This is a genomic window from Faecalibacterium sp. DFI.5.82, assembly GCF_029076575.1.
GTDB classification, from domain to species: Bacteria; Bacillota; Clostridia; order Oscillospirales; family Ruminococcaceae; genus Faecalibacterium; species Faecalibacterium duncaniae.
Window position 1 is genome coordinate 1 of sequence record NZ_JARFIS010000513.1, and the last position, 311, is coordinate 311.

Annotated in this window: 1 pseudogene; it reads left to right on the forward strand. The window is 59.5% G+C overall.

Annotated elements, in window-relative coordinates:
• A pseudogene (locus tag P0G09_RS17665) lies at positions 1-253 on the forward strand (protein TolB); the annotation flags it as partial.
• Between the last annotated feature and the right edge of the window lie 58 nt (positions 254-311).

Genomic DNA, 311 nt, shown 5'->3' on the forward strand with positions numbered 1-311 from the left:
GCTGGCATCGGGGCAGGTCTCTCAGGCTGTGACGCTGGACAAAAACCTGAATGTCCAGATCAGCGCCGCTGTCTCGGCGGCAAATTCCATTGTCCGGGCGGGGAACCTATTCTATCTCCTGGCCTATAACGCCGTGGAGTGCTTTGATGCGTCCGGCACCCAGCAGTGGAGCCAGAACCTTGACACCAGCCCGCAGGCATTGCTGGCCAACAGCAAGGATCTGCTGCTGTTCAGCGGCAACACGGTGCAGTAGTTGGAAGCACCCGCTGAATAGCCCTCTCCGTCAATGCTTGCGTATTGCCCCCTCTCCC